The 15,951-nt window shown below is 62.2% G+C and carries 14 protein-coding genes; 1 reads left to right on the top strand and 13 read right to left on the bottom strand.

Going from position 1 to position 15,951, the window contains the following annotated elements; translation table 11 throughout:
- Positions 1 to 22 precede the first annotated feature (22 nt).
- The 13 genes from RX330_RS08270 to RX330_RS08210 all read right to left on the bottom strand — a co-directional run bounded on the left by RX330_RS08270 (position 23) and on the right by RX330_RS08210 (position 14,711).
- Positions 23 to 2,284, bottom strand: a complete 2,262-nt coding sequence (locus RX330_RS08270; RefSeq protein ID WP_317242670.1) for a N,N-dimethylformamidase beta subunit family domain-containing protein — start codon at positions 2,282 to 2,284, stop codon at positions 23 to 25.
- Entirely contained in the window at positions 2,274 to 2,624 is a 351-nt protein-coding gene (locus tag RX330_RS08265) for a hypothetical protein (RefSeq protein ID WP_212091868.1), read from the bottom strand. The genes RX330_RS08270 and RX330_RS08265 overlap by 11 nt, the downstream gene beginning before the upstream one ends.
- Positions 2,625 to 2,673: 49 nt before the next feature.
- Positions 2,674 to 3,741 carry an extracellular solute-binding protein gene (locus tag RX330_RS08260; protein WP_375848899.1) on the bottom strand — a complete coding sequence of 356 codons (1,068 nt, stop codon included), beginning with the start codon at positions 3,739 to 3,741 and terminating at the stop codon, positions 2,674 to 2,676.
- A 34-nt stretch (positions 3,742 to 3,775) separates the two neighbouring features.
- Positions 3,776 to 4,570, bottom strand: coding sequence for an ABC transporter permease (locus RX330_RS08255; RefSeq protein ID WP_212091865.1), 795 nt, complete (start codon positions 4,568 to 4,570; stop codon positions 3,776 to 3,778).
- Positions 4,567 to 5,442, bottom strand: a complete 876-nt coding sequence (locus RX330_RS08250; RefSeq protein WP_249153714.1) for an ABC transporter permease — start codon at positions 5,440 to 5,442, stop codon at positions 4,567 to 4,569. Before RX330_RS08250 ends, RX330_RS08255 begins: the two co-directional genes overlap by 4 nt.
- Positions 5,439 to 6,548 (bottom strand): ABC transporter ATP-binding protein, encoded by a 1,110-nt coding sequence (locus RX330_RS08245; RefSeq protein WP_317243858.1) that lies wholly within the window; start codon positions 6,546 to 6,548, stop codon positions 5,439 to 5,441. The genes RX330_RS08250 and RX330_RS08245 overlap by 4 nt, the downstream gene beginning before the upstream one ends.
- A gap of 101 nt (positions 6,549 to 6,649) precedes the next feature.
- A complete protein-coding gene (locus tag RX330_RS08240) occupies positions 6,650 to 7,438 on the bottom strand; it encodes a shikimate dehydrogenase family protein (protein WP_317242668.1) in 789 nt (262 codons plus the stop codon).
- A gap of 13 nt (positions 7,439 to 7,451) precedes the next feature.
- Positions 7,452 to 8,099: a class II aldolase/adducin family protein gene (locus RX330_RS08235; protein ID WP_317242666.1), complete on the bottom strand. Its 648-nt coding sequence runs from the start codon at positions 8,097 to 8,099 to the stop codon at positions 7,452 to 7,454.
- On the bottom strand, positions 8,096 to 9,610 hold the full coding sequence (otnK, locus tag RX330_RS08230; RefSeq protein WP_317242665.1) for a 3-oxo-tetronate kinase: 1,515 nt from the start codon (positions 9,608 to 9,610) through the stop codon (positions 8,096 to 8,098). The genes RX330_RS08235 and otnK overlap by 4 nt, the downstream gene beginning before the upstream one ends.
- Positions 9,586 to 10,809 (bottom strand): allantoate amidohydrolase, encoded by a 1,224-nt coding sequence (locus RX330_RS08225; RefSeq protein WP_317242664.1) that lies wholly within the window; start codon positions 10,807 to 10,809, stop codon positions 9,586 to 9,588. Before RX330_RS08225 ends, otnK begins: the two co-directional genes overlap by 25 nt.
- Positions 10,806 to 11,978: an iron-containing alcohol dehydrogenase gene (locus RX330_RS08220; protein ID WP_317242663.1), complete on the bottom strand. Its 1,173-nt coding sequence runs from the start codon at positions 11,976 to 11,978 to the stop codon at positions 10,806 to 10,808. Before RX330_RS08220 ends, RX330_RS08225 begins: the two co-directional genes overlap by 4 nt.
- Before the next feature lie 64 nt (positions 11,979 to 12,042).
- Entirely contained in the window at positions 12,043 to 13,209 is a 1,167-nt protein-coding gene (locus RX330_RS08215; RefSeq protein ID WP_317242662.1) for a glutamine synthetase family protein, read from the bottom strand.
- 218 nt (positions 13,210 to 13,427) lie between these two features.
- A complete protein-coding gene (locus RX330_RS08210) occupies positions 13,428 to 14,711 on the bottom strand; it encodes an aspartate aminotransferase family protein (RefSeq protein WP_249153749.1) in 1,284 nt (427 codons plus the stop codon).
- A gap of 400 nt (positions 14,712 to 15,111) precedes the next feature.
- Between RX330_RS08210 and RX330_RS08205 the strand changes: the two genes are divergently transcribed.
- Positions 15,112 to 15,948, top strand: a complete 837-nt coding sequence (locus tag RX330_RS08205; protein WP_212091842.1) for a DeoR/GlpR family DNA-binding transcription regulator — start codon at positions 15,112 to 15,114, stop codon at positions 15,946 to 15,948.
- Positions 15,949 to 15,951 lie beyond the last annotated feature (3 nt).

Below are 15,951 nucleotides of genomic sequence, written 5' to 3'. Positions count from 1 at the left end.
GGGCCGAAATCGAGGCCGCAGTCTAGGTTTTGGCAGGCATGATGAACGGCCTTGGATCGAGAAACCGATTCACGACGTTCAACGTGATGGTGCTGATGTTGTTGTCGTAGTTGTTGTGACCCAACGACATGCCGTAGGTGATCGATCCGGTCGCAAAGACGGCGCCGCCATGGGCAGTCTCGAAGAACACCATGTCGGCGCGCACCAGCGCATTCTGCGTGCCGTCGAGTCCGTCGACCACGGTGCGGAACTCCTCCGGCGTGGGCAGCGCGCCCGCACCCAATCCTTCGGACGTTGCGATCCGCAACGCATGCGGCGGCGTTCCGAGCTCGAGATCGTACCGGTCGATCTCGCTGCCGACCGCACCATTGTAGCGAAACCCGAAATCACCGAACTTTTCGTGACGCCCTGTGCCCTCGAAGATAAACGCGACGCGCGCATCCTCGCTTTCGGCGGTACGCAGATAATAGCCGCAGGTATCGTTGATCATGGCCGAGAACCCGACGCCGACCAGCTTTTGCGGCGCAAAGCCCGAATGCCGCCACAGCGAGCCCGGCTCGCCGGTGCCGGCAAGATGCACTTCGCCGGGCTCCGATTCCCAGGTGCGCGTTCCTGCCATGCCGCGGCGAACCTCCAGCGCGGCGGGTGCGGCCGGGTGAAAGCCGCAGCGCCAGTAGAATGCATTGCCTCCCATCGAGATGTGCCGCCCTCCGGCGTTCTGATACGCCATGATCGCGTTCATCATGTTGAAGCTGTAATATTCGGGGTGGGTCGGCGTCATCATGACTCGGTAAGGAGCGAGCGCCCGCGCTCCCTCCCGGTCAAGCTCGACATCCGTGATCAGATCGTAGGCGATCCCCTTCTCCTCGAGCCAGTCGAGGATATGTGTGTCGTTGATCAAATTGAACCAATAGCCGCGCGGACGCATGTTGAGGACCGGCCGCAGCCAAGAGCTGTATGCTCGCCCCGAGCCGTCGACATGGCAATCATAGGTCGACTGGCCGATCTCCGGGTTCTCCTGCATGAAGACGTCATCTTGCGGCAACCACAGAACGTGCTCCATCAGAGTCTCGAAGTGAACCTGATAGAGGCGCAACGCGCTGTTGGCATAAGCCAGATATGTCGCGATCGAAGCGACCACGACCAGATCCGCCCGCCGGGACGCCTTGCCGGGCGTCACGAAGAAGGTGACGTAGCTTTCGCAGTCCCGGTCTGGATTGTCGCCTGCCGAGGTCAGCCGGAGCGCGTAGACGCCGGATCGCCAGTGGGCTGGCACATCGAGCGTGCAGGTTGTCTGCCATTCGCAATCGTAGATGTCGTCGCTGTGGAAATGAATCGCCGCATATTCCTGCGGCGACAGCCGCCAGTCGTGAACGGATCCAGACCATTGAAAGCCGGTCACGCCCCTGCGGGGCAGCTGGCGGAGGCTACCGTGCAGGCCGTTCGGTGAAATATCCTTGATCGACAGAGACGAGATTCCGTTCGAGAAGTCCCAGAAGGCGACAAGCCCGGCATCGCTTACCCCCGTCCGCAGCCGGCCGTCGAATACCCGCAACGCCTCTGCGTCCAACGGACATGAAAGGACACGCGGAGCTTCGATCTTGCCGTCGAAGTGCGAGGTATATTGGCGATCACCATTCGCATGATGGGCCGCGATCAGGAACGGCAGGCCGGAATCGAGCGCAGGCGCTTGCGGCAGGGCGAACGATTTCGAATGGGCAGCGGCCGGCCGAACGCCGTCTGCCGGAACAATCAGCGACAAGGAGGCCGATCCCCGCGCAAGGTCAAGCGCGCACGATACGAATGTCCAGACGCGTGGGCGCAGCTTGACGTCGAGGGCATAACGCGCCGGCGCACCGCTCGCCTGGCCCAGCACCAGGACCAGATACCCTTCCTCGTCGAGCTCTAGCGCATAGCCGCGCGCCGAGCCCTCGCACCAATTTCCCAACACGGCCTTGGCATTGTCCGCGATCCGCGTCGGATACACGTAGGCTCCGAAACACCAGTGCCCGCCGGTCGGGACCAGTGCACCGTCGTGGTCGACGACGGCGTTGGATCCCGGCCGGATCGGTTGGTCGAGGCAGGCATGCTCACCGTCAATGGGGCTCGTCATGACCTCATATTTGAAGCCTGGGCCGTTGGTATCGACATCGCCGCAGCGCAGCCTGAGCACCTCGACCTTCACGCTCGGCCGCTTGCTGCTGAGCTGAAACCTGACGGCTTCCCCTGCCGGGACGCTGATGCGGTCCGGATAGCCGAGATACTCGTTGGTCCTATAGATCACCGGACATCTCCGAAGGCAAAGTCGTTCCCGTCATTTCCTGCCAACGCAGCTTGAAGACATGCCACTCCGCTTCAACAAGAGACGTGAAGACGCGATCATCGACGAAAGGCATCGGATCGCCTCGACGCTTGGGGATGCGCGACAGCCGCCAGGCTTTGCCAGGCTCGAGCACGATCAGGACAAGCCGCCCTTCCGGCTTGCCCCATCGCATCCGGGCCAACAGCTTGCGAAGTTCCGGGCTATGCACGCCGAGCGGACTTGCGCGGAACTCCTCGACGAGATCGAGCCTTCGAGGATCGATCACGTAGCGCAGCGCGCCGGGGTCACTGGTGTGATCCATGGTCCATCCTCGTCTTGCAAGTGCGAATGGCGGGAGAAGCCAGTGCGGCTTAGCGGGTCAGCCAAGCCATCCACCGCTCACGCAGCGCGTTACGATGTTCGCCGATCCAGGCGAAATCGGGCTTGACCAGCTTTTCGTAGTTCTCGGGCGAGGTCGCGTAGAGATTGCGCTCCTCCGGCTTCAACAGCTCGATGGCCGACTTGCTGGCGGTCGCATAGTTGACAGCGCGCATGAACGGAACATGCGCGTCGGAGCTCGCATAGAAGAAATCGAGATAGGCCATGGCTGCATTGAGATCAGGCGCGCCCTTGAGGACAGCCATGTAGCCGGTGTCGCGGATGGCCTGATCCCAGGACATGGCAACCGGTACGCCCTCCTTCACGACGGCGAGCGCGCGGCCCGAGTAGCTCATGGCCATGACGACCTCGCGGCTGCGCATGATCTGCTGCACCTGGTCGCCTGTCTTCCACCACACCGCGACATTGGGACGGATCTCGTCCAGCTTCTTGTAGGCACGATTGATGTCCAGCGGGAAGAGCTGCTCCGGCTTGACGCCGTCGGCGAGGAGCGCAGCTACCGGAACCCACCAATCGCTGTCGCCGGTGTCCGGCAGCCCTCGCGGCCCGGGAAACTGCTTGACGTCCCAAAAATCCGCCCATGTCTTCGGCGCCTTGCCCTTGAACGTTTCGGTATTGTAGGTGATCAGCATGCCGCCGGTCGTCCGGGCGACACCGTAGGGCTGACAGGCGTCGGAGACACCGAACTTCTGGACGCTCGGCAGTTTCGCACAGTCGATCTTCTCGAGCATGTCGGTGCGTCCGACCAGGTCGGGACCCGTTGCCGTGACGATATCGAATTCCACCTTGCCGGTTCGCTGCATCGCCTTGGCGCGCGCCCACTGATCGGGGACCTCGATTGCGACCGGGACGATCTCGACATTCTTGGCCTTGTTGAAGGGATCGTAGAAATATTTCGCGAGGGTGTTGCCCATCAGGCCGCCGGTCGTGGCAATCACCAACTGGTCTTCCAGCTTTTGGGCGGCTGCCGACAGCGCTCCACAAAGAACCCAAGCAAACACGACAGCTGCCGAGCTCCACATCCAACCTGTTCTTGGCATCGACGATCTCCTCTCTGGCTTCTCGCCCGGTTCGCTACCGGGTGACGCTGCGGGATCTGAGGACATGGGCCCCCAGCAGAATCAAGATGGACAAGACGATCAACAGTGTCGCGATCGCGGGAATCACCGGCGTCAGGTTCTGCTCGATGTCCTCGAACATTCGGCGCGGTAGCGTCTTCTGGCGCACGCCGGACAGAAAGAACGATACCACCGGCTCGTCGAAGGAAATGATGAAGGCAAACAGCGCACTGCTGGCGAGACTCGGCAGGACGAGCGGCAGCGTGACCAGGCGGAAGGCTTGAAAGCGTGTCGCGCCGCAGCTCATGGCCGCCGCCTCCAGATTGGCATCAACCTTTCCCAGGGCGGCAGCCATCGTGAAAACGACGAACGGCAAGGTAAGCACCGTATGCGCCAGCACGAAGCCGGGAATGGTGCCGGAGAGACCGATCGTCTGAAAAAACAGATAGAGCCCGACGGCGAGCGCGATATGCGGCACAATGATCGGCCCGATCAGGAGGATCTGGAAAGCCGTTACCAACCGGCTGCGGCCGCGGATCATTGCATAGGTCGCGGCCGTGCCGATGACCGACGCGAAGAGAGAGGTCAGCAATGCTACCTGTACGCTGAGCCAGGTCGCGGCACGCCATTGCCTGCTGTCAAAATACTCCGCGTACCATTTCAGCGTAAAGCCGGACGGCGGAAATGCCAGATAGTCGTTCTGGCTGAACGACATTGGAATGACGATGACCAACGGCACGATGATGAAGGCCAGCACGGCATAGACATAGGCTCCCAGCGCGAGCGATCCGCGGTCGGTCGGCGGTCTCATGAGGCATTCCCCATCAGCCGGTCGAAACGGAGCATCTTGCTGAAAATGACCGCCAGCAACGTGACGAATACGGTCAGCACTCCGACCAGCGCCGCAGCGAAGGGCCAATCGAGAATCTCACGAATCTGCTTCGAGACGAGCGTCGAGATCATCATCTCCTGCGGCGAGCCGAGCAGCGCGGGCGTAATGAAGAAGCCGAGCGCCGTAAGGAACACGAGTAGCGAACCGGAGACGACGCCCGGCAGGCTCAAGGGGAGGATCACTTCCAGAAAGGTCCGCAGGCGCGTTGCGCCGAGCACGGCGGCCGCACGCCCGTAGTCGCTCGGAATACTGCGCAATGCGCCGTAGATCGGCAGGATCATGAACGGCAAGAGCACGTGGGTCATGGCGATGACGACGGCGCTCTGGGTATACAGCAGCTTGAACGGCTGTGACGTCAGACCGAGAGACATGAAAGCCGAATTGATCAGACCGTTGCGCTGGAACAGGAATGACCAGGCGGCGGTGCGCACCAGGACGCTCGACCAGAGCGGCAGGATGACACAGACAGCGACAAGGGCGGCGACCGTCCCCTTTGCCCGGCTCATGTAATAGGCCACCGGGAAGCCGAGGATCACGGACAAGGCGGTCACCAGCGTAGCGGTCCAGACCGTGCGCATCAGGACGCGCATGTGAACCGGATTGTCGACGACGCGCGCATAGTTGTCCAAGGTCGGATGCGGCTCGAGAATGCTGATCGCCAGGAGCTGCAGGATCGGATAGACGAAGACGAAGGCGATGATGGCGAAGAACGGAAGGAGCAGCAACAGCGTCGACAGGCCGCTCAGCCGGCGGCCGTCGGAATGCCAGAAATGCGATCGCTCCTCCCTCATCGCCGCTTTCCCCGGTAGAGCAGCATCGCCTCGGTAGGGATCGTGAAGGACGCAACGTCACCCGCGGCCAAGGAGCTGAACTGCGAGGCGCCGGGGATTCGCGCGCGCATCTCGGTGCCATCAGGCAGACGTCCTATCAGAAGCAGGGCGGCCCCGGCATAGACGACGTCGCTTAACGTTACAGCGATGACTTGCCCGGCGGGACTGGCGCCGAGTTGCAGCCGCTCGGGCCTCACGGCCAGCACCGCTGCCTCGCCGGCCGCAACCGGCTCGACTGCCGCCGTCGCCGGCAGGCGCCATGTCTCACCCGATGGCAGGGCCACGGAGATGTCGTCGCCGACGCTTTGGACGGCGACGTCGACGAAATTCATTTCGCCGATGAAGCCGGCGGTAAAGAGATTCGCGGGCCTTTCGTAAAGCTGGCGCGCCGGCCCGATCTGCTGGATCTTGCCGTCTCTCAGGACAGCGATCCGATCGGCCATAGTCAGCGCCTCGCTCTGGTCGTGAGTGACGAAGATGACGGTGATGCCGAGTTCGGCATGCAATCGCTTGATCTCGAGTTGCATGTCTTCGCGCAAATTCTTGTCGAGCGCACTTAGCGGCTCGTCCATCAAGAGCACGCGCGGTTGGTAGACGATCGCACGCGCGAGCGCCACACGCTGCTGCTGACCGCCTGAAAGCTCATTCGGACGGCGGTGGCCATAGCCCGCCAGACGCACGGTCGCGAGCGCGGCTTCGGCGCGCGCGTGGCGCTCAGCTGTCCGGAGACCGCGCATCTTCAAGGGAAAGGCGACATTGTCCAGGATCGACATGTGCGGGAACAGCGTATAATTCTGGAACACCATTCCCAGGTTACGCCTGTTCGAAGGAACATAGGTCAGGTCTTCGGAATCGACGTGAATGGTGCCGCTGGTCGGGAATTCGAATCCTGCAACACTCATCAGGATCGTCGTCTTTCCGGAGCCGCTTGGTCCGAGCAAGGCGATGAACTCACCGGCAGCAACATCGATATCGACGCCATCGACGGCGGACACGGCACCGAAGCGCTTCTCCAAGCGACTGATGCGGATCGATGCGCCCGACGCCGATTGCCTGGCCGATGCAATATTCACGGAGCCTCGCTTCCCTTCCGTCTTGCCTTCGATCCGGCGGCCCTTGCACCCAATCCCAATGCCACCGTTCTAGATATAATATTTGATATATCAGGCTATCGCGCGATGAACCCCGCGACAAGGGCCATCTGCGCATCAAGCATAGGCTTTCCGCCGATGACCTTTGCGCCCTGCGCAGCCGCCCTTGCAAGAAGCCGGGTCACGGCTGGATTTACGATAATGTCGCTGACGGTGGTGCCGGCACCGACACCTTCGATATCCACCGGAAGCGGATCATCCGGTTTCATGCCGAGCGACGTCGTATTGACGATGAGATCGAATGCGCGCGCCTCCGCGCGGCCGGCGCTGACCTTCGCGGCGGGATAGTGCGCAGCCACGGCAGCCGCAAGCGCGCGGGCTTTCTGATCATCCCGGTTCATGATCGTGAGTTCGCGCACGCCGGCCTCCGCCAGGCCGAATGCAGTGGCACGTCCCGCACCACCTGCACCGACCTGGAGCACCTTCCGACCGCGAACGGCAACCTCGTGCTGAGCGAGGCTGGCGATGAATCCCCTGGAATCCAGATTGTCGCCCACGAGGCGCCCTTCCGCCGTCCGCTTGACGAAATTGACCGCGCCAATCAGTTGCGCCGTCTGCGTGATCTCATCGAGATGCTCGATCACGCAGGTCTTGTGCGGGATCGTCACGCCGAAGCCGAAGACGTTGCGCATGAGCCTGATGCTTGCGACGACCTGGCCGAGATCGCCGGGCAGGACATGAATCGGAGACACCGCCAGATTGTCGCCGATCGATGCGAAATAGGTATTCATGACCGCACTCGCCCGCACATGATCGATCGGGTCGGCAAGCACAAACATGATCCTGGTCTTCCCGGTGATCTCCATGGAGCTGTCCTTCTCAGGCCGGCAGAGCAGCGCGGCCGTAGCTGCCATAGCGCGCGACCACCCGCGCCATTTCGTCGTCGGGAAGGATCGCGGGTGGGCCGGCCTGACGGGCAAGAAGATACTGCCGAGCAAGGGTTTCGAGCTTCACGGTGAGGTCGAAGGCCGCCGGCAGCCCTTTGCCGACGGCAATCATCCCGTGGTTTGCGAGCAGGCAGGCCTTGCGCCCATTCAGCGCCGCGACGGCGCCGTCGGCGAGAGCCCTGGTGCCGAATGTGGCGTAGGGTGCACAAGGCACATCGTTTCCGCCAAAGCCGGCGACCATGTAGTGGAATGCCGGAATTGGTTTTGCGAGGCAGGACAGCGCGACGCAGCAGTCGGCATGGGTGTGCACCACCGCGTTCACGTGCGGATAGGCGTTCAAGATCGCCAGATGCATGTGCCATTCACTGGAGGGCAAGCCGCCGCCAACCACGGTTCCGTCGCGCTTCAAATGGACGAGACCATCGATGGTCGTGTTGCCGCTATTGCCGCCGCTCGGCGTGATGAGAACGTCTTCTCCGATGCGACAGCTGACATTTCCGCTGCTGCCGTGATTGAAGCCCTTGGCTTCGAGGCGCGCCACGGTATCCAGCACGGATTGTCTAAGTTCGCGTTCGTTCAATTGACCGCCTCCGGATTCGACATCGCTTCCAGCGTCGTCGCGAACAGGTCGATGGGGCCCAGCTTGCCGGACTTCAGACAAAGGGCGACCGGATCCTCGTCTTCGGTCACCGCGGTGCCGATGCCGGGTCCGCCATAGGGACCGACCCGCAAGCGCCGAATGCCGAGGTGTTCGACGATCGCACCAGACGTCTCGCCACCGGCCACAACGAAGCGCCGCACGCCGATGCTGCGAAGAGACACGGCGAGCCGACCAAGAATGGCTTCGGCGAGTTGCGCCGCGCCTTCACGACCATAGCGCTGCTGAGCCATTTTGACGGCCTCCGGCGCGCCCGAGGTGGCGAAGCCGACAGGACCGCGGTCCAGCCGCGGCCGCGCCCAGTCGAGCGCATCGTCAACCGTCGCCGCCACATCTTCGGCGTTCGGAAGATCGATGCGAAACAAGGGATGGCTCCTCTCGAATTCGGCAAGTTGCTCCAACGTCCGCTCGGCGCAACTTCCGGCGAGAACCACGCCGCCGCCGCCAACCGCGCGCAAGCCGGGCGGTCTCCTGGCCGTGGCGATGAGCCCCCGCGCCTTCCAGATTGCCGGGTAGTGCTGCACGATCGTCGCATTGCCCGTCATCAGCTTCCAATCGCAGGTGAGCGTGGCAAGCGTATCGAGATCCCGATCGTAGATCGTGTCCGCAATGAAGTAGCGGATACCGCGAGCCGCCGCTTCCGCGATCGCACAACCGGCCGTGTCGGCGCCGGCGTTGACCTGCGAATGCGCCAGAAGACCGACCCTGACCCGCGTTTGACGTTGCAGAACCCGGACGAGATCGGGATCGGTCATCGGGGTCAGCGGGTCATTGCGCTTCGGCGAATCCGAGATCAGCTCGGTTCCGAGAAACAGATGACCATTATAGACGGTCCTTCGAAGGGCGGGAGAAGCCGGGCAGAAGGCGGTGTATTCGGCGCCGGTCAGCTGCATCAGCAGATCGGAGACCGGGCCGATATTTCCCTGGTCGGTGGAATCGAACGTCGCACAATATTTGAAGAAGATCTGCTTCGCGCCCCGCGCAAGCAGCTCACGTGCCGCCTTCGCCGTCATGCTGACGGCTTCGCTTGCGGGGATCACCCGCGTCTTCTGCGCGACCACGATGGCCGGCACATCGCCGCAGTTGCCGACGAGATCGGGGTCGGTGACAAATCCGCATTCGATCCCGGCAGCGACCAGCATGGCGGCCGTTTCCATGCCGCCCGACAGATCGTCCGCCACCACTCCGAAGATGAGCTTCGTCATGCGTCCCGCAGGTCTCCTGCAATACCGGCGCAGTCTTGATACATGATATATCAAATATTTGCAATACCGGCTTGCCCGTCTGCGAGCGCGGCGGTGCTCAAAGCTGGCAAGTCTTTTATCTATATGGTCGGCGCACAAGGGCTCGAACCCGGGACCCGCTGGGCGTGGCCCCGATCTTAGGGTCTGTATTGCGCGACGGGTCGCTACACGGCAGTGACTATCCGCCACAACGTCTCGACCAGCACGGCGTAGCCCTTGTCGAGAGCTTCAGGTGCCGTGAATTCGCGCGGATTGTGGCTGAGCCCGCCCTGGCTCGGCACGAATATGAGCGAGGCCGGGATGCATTTCTGGACCGCCAACGCGTCATGCCCTGTGATGGTCTTGAGCGTCATGGCCTTGCAGCCGAGATCGGTCGCAACGGCAAGGATCAACTCGACACCATCCGGATCGAGCACGGGGGCCGACCGCCTCTCGTCGGCGGCTATCGAGATTCCGACTCCGATCTGGCGAGCTTCGCGCTCGATCCGCGTTAGAAAGCGGTCACTGATGGCGGCCACCACGGCTTCTTCTTCGTGTCGGATCTCGAACCAGACTCTAACTCGGCCTGCGACCACATTCGGCGAATTCGGGTGAACGCTGATACGCGCCGCAGAGGCGTGCGCGCCGGCGTTCTCGCGCGCGACTTCGACGTAGAGGGCTTCGATCGCGCGGGCCGCCGCGCGTAGGGCGTCCCGGCGCAGGGGCATCGGCATCGGTCCCGTATGCGAGTAATCACCCTCGAAGACGACCGATATCTTGCGCGTCATCCAGGCGCCGGAAACCGCGGCAATGTCCCCGGAAACCAGCTCGAGCCGATCACCCTGCTCGACGTGAAGTTCCACATAACGTACCGGGCGGTACTCGAGCGGCGTGACACCGCAGTAGCCGATCGCGGCCAGTGCAGCGCCGAGCGTGACGCCGTCGCCATCCGCACAGGCATAGGCGTCCGGCAAGCTCAAGCTGCCGGCGAAAACGGAGCTGCCGGTCAGGCTAGGCTGAAAACGGGCTCCTTCCTCATTGGTCCAGTTCACGACGGCCAGGTTGCGTCGTGCGGCGCCGGGGTTCGCAAAACAGCGCTCCCTGACCGCTTCGACCGCAAGGAGCCCTGCCAGTACACCATAGACACCATCGTATCGCCCGCCCGTCGGCTGGGAATCGAGGTGCGAGCCGGTGATCACGACGTCGTCCAACGCGGGGTCGAGAATTGCGACGCCGAACATATTGCCGATCGCATCGATCCTCGGGACGAGGCCACGGTTGCCGATCTCGCGCAGAAAGAGATCTCGCGCCAGTTTGTCGAGCGCCGTTGCCGCAAGCCTGCAGACGCCGCCGCCGTCAGTCGCGCCAATCGCCGAGAAACTTGCGATGAGATCGTGCAAGACGGTCATGTTCCGAGATCACCACGAATGGCTGCAAGCGTCAGTTGCTCGAACTCTGCTTCGGTCAACTGGCGAGGATTGGTGCTCGCGGTCGGATCCCTCGCCGCATCGGCGGCAATCGTCCGGGCCTCACTCTCCTTCACACCGAGCTCGGCCAAAGTGTGCGGTACGCCAAGCTTCTTTCGCAAGGCCAGGATCCAGGACAACACCGCATCGAAATCATGGCTAGGCAAATTCAGCGCGCGAGCTATGTGCGGCATCTTGTCGGCAATCGCGTTTCTGTTGCAAACGACGACGTAAGGAAAGACCACAGCGTTGGTCAGCCCATGGTGGGTGTCGTAGCGCGCACCGACCGGATGGGATACCGAGTGGATCGCGCCCAGTCCCTTCTGGAAGGCGGCGGCCCCCATCGACGCCGCGGCGAACATGTAGGATCTGGATTCGAGATCCCGACCATTCTCGACGGCGCGTGGCAGGTAGGTGTCGACGATCTTCATCCCCTCAAGGGCAATGCCGTCGGCGAGTGGATGAAACGCCTTGACGCAATAGGCCTCAAAGCAATGGGACAGAGCGTCCACACCCGTCGCCATCGTGAGAAATGGCGAGAGCCCAACTGCAAGCTCGGGGTCCTCGATCGCGATCTTCGGCATCATCATGGGATGGAAGATGATCTTCTTCTCATGGGTGTCTTCGCGCGTGATCACGACGGCACGGCCCACCTCGGAACCGGTGCCGGCCGTGGTCGGCACGGCGATGATCGGTGCGATGCCATGCGTGTTGGCGCGGGTCCACCAGTCGCCGATGTCCTCGAAGTCCCATACCGGCCGCGACTGCGCCACCATGAACGCCACGCATTTTCCGACGTCCAGCGCCGAACCTCCCCCGACCGCGATCACGCCGTCATGGCCGCCCGCTTTGAATGCGCGCACTCCAGCGCTCAGGTTCGCCGCTGTCGGATTTGTCTTCACGTCGGAAAATATGCCGAGCGGTATTCTCGCCTCGCGAATGCGGCTGACAATGCCGGCGATGAGATCGGTCTTGGCGAGACCGTGGTCGGTGACCAGCAACGGTCTGGTAAGGCCATATGTCCGGCAGGATTCGGGGAGCTCGGCGATGCGGCCCGGACCGGTAATGACACGCGTCGGAAAATTCCAGGCCCCGGTGATCTGAACATCCATGTGCGGCTCTCAGTGCTCGATGCGAAGGTGGAACGATTTCCGCCGGGTCAGCGCTCCAGCGAAATCAGACGATCTCGAAGTAGCGGGCAAGTTCCCAATCGGTGATGGCTTTGCGGAATTCGCGTTCCTCCCACTGCCGTGTCATGGCGTAGTGATCGACGAAGACGTCTCCAAACAGATTGCGGGCCGCCTGCGAAGCCATCAATCGCTCGGCGGCTTCCGACAGCGTGCGCGGAAACGCCCGCTCGGGCGGGAGCATTCGCTCATAGGCATTCCCGGCGATTGGCTCGCTCGGTTCGATCTTGTGCTCGATCCCCCAGAGCCCCGATCCCAGCGCCGCGGCGATCGCAAGGTACGGATTGATATCGGCGGCAGCGACCCGATATTCCACACGCTGACTCGCAGGTTTTCCGGGAATGACCCGCAGCGCACAGGTGCGGTTCTCGATTCCCCAGGTAGCATCCGTCGGCGCCCAGAAGCCCGGTACCAGACGCGAATAGCTGTTCACGGTGGATGCAACCATCGCCAGCAATTCCGGCAGCAATGCCTGCTGGCCGCCGACAAACCAGCGCATGGTGTCGGACATGTTGCCGGGGCGCCCGCTCTGGTAGAATGCTGGGTTGCCGTCCTTGTCGCGCAGCGAAAGATGCAGGTGCCCGGATTGTCCAGGATACGCGCTCGACCATTTGGCCATGAAGGTGAGCATCTTGCCCTGACGCTCGGCCCAGACTTTTGAAAAGGTCTTGAACAGCACCGCGCGATCCGCAGCCTCGAGCGCATCGGTGTATTGGATCGCGGCTTCCAGGACACCGGGCCCGGTCTCAGTGTGCAGACCCTCGATCGGCATATCCATCTCGTCACACAGCTTGAGGAGCGAGCGATGGAATTCCGACTCCACGGAGGCGCGCAGCATGGAATAGCCGAACCAGCCCGGCGTGAGATTCTTCAGCCCGCGAAAGCCCTTTTCTCGCACGCTGTGGGGCGTTTCGTCGAACACGAAGAATTCAAACTCGGCAGCCACCGATGGGGCAAATCCCATGACTTCGGCACGATCGATGACCCGGCGAAGCAGCCGGCGCGGGCAGAGCTTTTCCGCCTCACCCTCGAACTCGCCGAGAAAGAACAGCATGTTCTCTTCCATCGGGATATCGCGGCAGGTCGCCGGATCGATGCGGGCAGTGGCGTCGGGAAAGGCCGTGTGCCAGCCAGTAAACTTGCCGGCGTCGTACATCTGGTCGTTGGAATCCCAACCGAAGATGATATCGCAGAAGCTGAGGCCACTCTCCAATGCGCCAAAGAACTTGTCACGCGCGAGATATTTTCCACGAATGACACCATCGAGATCGACGACCCCAAGTTTGACGTGAGACAGGTTCCGTTTCTCGACCAGAGCCTTGGCATCGGCGGCGGTTTTTACGTGTCTTGCTTCCATGAACTTGAACGAGCCCCTTAGGCCGACGCGATCGCGCGCAACTCTTCATCGCAAGCAGTGATGAACAAATCCGCGTGGTCCGTGCCGAAACACAGCGGCGGGCGAATCTTGAGAGTGCTGCCGAATGGTCCGGCAGCGCCGATCAGGAAGCCGCGCTGGCGCAGGCGGTTGATTAGCATGATTGCGAGCTCCGGCGCCGGCTCCTTGCTGTCACGATCAAGTACGAGCTCGAGGCCGATGAACAGACCGGCGCCGCGAACATCCCCGATCTGGATGTGGCGATTGCCGATCTCGCGCAATCCGTCCATCAGATGACGTCCGACCTCGCCCGCATTCTGCAACAGGCCCTCATCTTCGATCACGTCGAGCACCGCAAGCCCCGCCGCTGCGGCCACTGGATTGCCACCGAACGTGTTGAAGTACTTCACTTCCGCCGCAAAACAATCGAGCAATTGTGCACGCAAGGCGACGCCTCCCATGGGAAAGCCATTGCCCATGGGCTTGCCCATGGTCACAATGTCGGGGACAACACCATGGCGCGCAAAGCCCCACATGGCTGCACCGGTGCGTCCAAAACCTGGTTGCACCTCGTCGGCGATGAACAACCCCTGGCGTTCATGGACGAGCTTTATGGTCGATGCCAGGAAGCCGGCCGGTTCGGCGTAGACACCGTCGCTCGAAAAGATCGTGTCCACCAGTAGCCCTGCGAACCCGACACCGCTTCGCTCGAGATCGGCAATTGCCGCCGCAACATTGTCGGCGAAACGCCGCCCCGGATCGCCGACGAGATTGCGGAACATCTCGGGCGCTGGCACCACCCGCACATGAGACGGCAACGGTTGGCCCGGACGTGAGGACGGCGATATGTCGGTCACGGCTGTGGTGTTGCCGTGATATGCCGTCTCCGTGACGATGAAGCCGGCCCGGCCGGTCGCGACCTTCGCGATCCGCAGCGCCAGATCGTTAGCCTCGCTACCAGTGCACGTCAGCACCAGATGATCGATCTCGGATGGAAATGTCGCCAGCAAGCGCTCCGCATAGCCATCCACCATGTCGTTGAGATAGCGCGTGTGGGTGTTGAGCAGACCGACCTGGCGACGAATGGCCTCAACGACGCGAGGGTGCGAATGCCCGACCGATGGGACGTTGTTATAGAGATCGAGATATCGGCGGCCCTCGACGTCGAACATGTAGACGCCTTCGGCGCGCTCCATTCGGATCGGCTCCTGGTAAAACAGGACCGAAGCCTTGCCGAACGACCGCAGGCGTCGTTGCACCGCCTCCCCGAGTTCGGCGCCCATCGCGGGCGCACGACTCTGGTCGAAGGCATTCAACGCCAGAATTTCTGTTTCCCGCTGCACTACACGCCTCCTCTGACCGCGCCTTGCGCAAGTCAAAGCGATCACTGCAGCGATCGTGCCGCAGTCATTTCCCGATCAGCTTGAAGAAATGTGCGAATTCCCACAATGACAAGCCGACCAGAGGCAAAAGACATCGGAGCCTCAGGCATGCAGCCTCACGTCACTCCAAATACTATCCTGCTTTCAATGGATTAGATCGATACCAACCGTTGCATGCGGAGATACTGGGCACTCCACTGCCCAGAATTTGAGGGACTTGCCACATAATTGGTGTATCTTTCCAAACTGCCGTGAGAAAGACTTCCTTGTCCCGACGGCCGAGGCAGATGAGGACACGTCAATGACGAGCGAGCCGCTTCAGACCAGCGACGCCTCCGCGGCCGACAGACGGCCACGAAAGAGCGACGGCGATCGCCTCTCGAAGCTGGCGCGACACAAGCACATCATCGCGCAACTCACCGCCGCCCCGACCCTGCGCGCCTCCGAGATTGCGGCGTCGCTTGGTGTCTCCGGCGAAACCATACGCCGAGACCTCGTGGAGCTTCAGGAACAGAAGCTCATCAACCGCACCTATGGCGGCGCGTCCCGTCCGTTTGCGCTCGAACCGGCTCTCACCGATCGCAAGGCGCTCATGATCGCCGAACGCGAGGCGATCGCCGCCGTGATCGCCGACCTCGTTCTACCGAACGAAGTCCTGATGCTGGCCGCCGGCGCCACGACGTTTCATGTCGCCAGACGATTGGCTTTGCGCGCGCGCGACATCACGGTCATCACGCACGACTATGCGATTGCGGGCGCGCTCGCGGTCAATTCATCCATCCGGGTGCTGTGCTGTCCGGGTCGCTATCACCCGACCGAAGGCTATGTGTTCGGCACACAGACGATCGCCAACATCAACAGCTACGAGGCCAACCGCGCCATCGTGAGTGCGACAGGCATCAGCGCACGGGGCGCCAACGATGCGGATGATGAGGCCGGCGCGATCTATGGCGCGATGGTCAAGCGCGCAGCGGAAGCGATCCTCGTCGCCGATCACAGCAAGTTCGACCAGCGCGCCCTGACCGTGTTTGCGCAATGGACCGACATCGACCGTCTGGTTACCGACCGGCAACCGGAAGGATCTCTGGCAACGGCGCTCCGAGAAGCCGGAACGGAGTTGATCGTTGCCCAACCCTGAGAG

Source organism: Bradyrhizobium sp. NDS-1 (genome assembly GCF_032918005.1).
Classification (GTDB): Bacteria; Pseudomonadota; Alphaproteobacteria; order Rhizobiales; family Xanthobacteraceae; genus Bradyrhizobium; species Bradyrhizobium tunisiense.
The sequence above is the reverse complement of the archived record's forward strand: the minus strand, read 5'-3'. Positions and strand labels throughout refer to the sequence as shown.